The organism is Pseudomonas sp. 65/3-MNA-CIBAN-0223 (genome assembly GCF_040310425.1).
GTDB lineage: Bacteria > Pseudomonadota > Gammaproteobacteria > Pseudomonadales > Pseudomonadaceae > Aquipseudomonas > Aquipseudomonas gregormendelii.
This window is the reverse complement of sequence record NZ_JBEOPV010000130.1, coordinates 1-274: the sequence shown is the minus strand read 5'-3', so window position 1 is coordinate 274 and position 274 is coordinate 1. Positions and strand designations below refer to the sequence as shown.

Sequence of the window (274 nt, the reverse complement as noted above, 5' to 3'; positions counted from 1 at the left end):
AAATACGGCTGGGCGTCCGACTTCACGATCAACCGCTCGGGCAAGGAAGTGACGGTGCCGGGCGTCGCGACGATCCTGCGCCGGCTGTTCGGCAAGGGCGGCGGCACGACCGCGGCGCCGTCCAGCACGCCGCTCGGGCAGGCCGCGCGCCAGGTGAAGCTCGGCTCCGGGCTGACGATCGCGGTGCCGCGGCTCGACTTTCCCGACATTTCCGGCGGCCCGCGGCAGGGCGGTTATGGCGGGGCGGACGGCAGCATGGGCGGCGGCTTCTCGC

The 274-nt window shown here is 73.4% G+C and carries 1 pseudogene; it reads left to right on the top strand.

What is annotated here, in order from left to right:
* Positions 1-274, top strand: a pseudogene (locus tag AAEZ09_RS28230) (hypothetical protein); the annotation flags it as partial.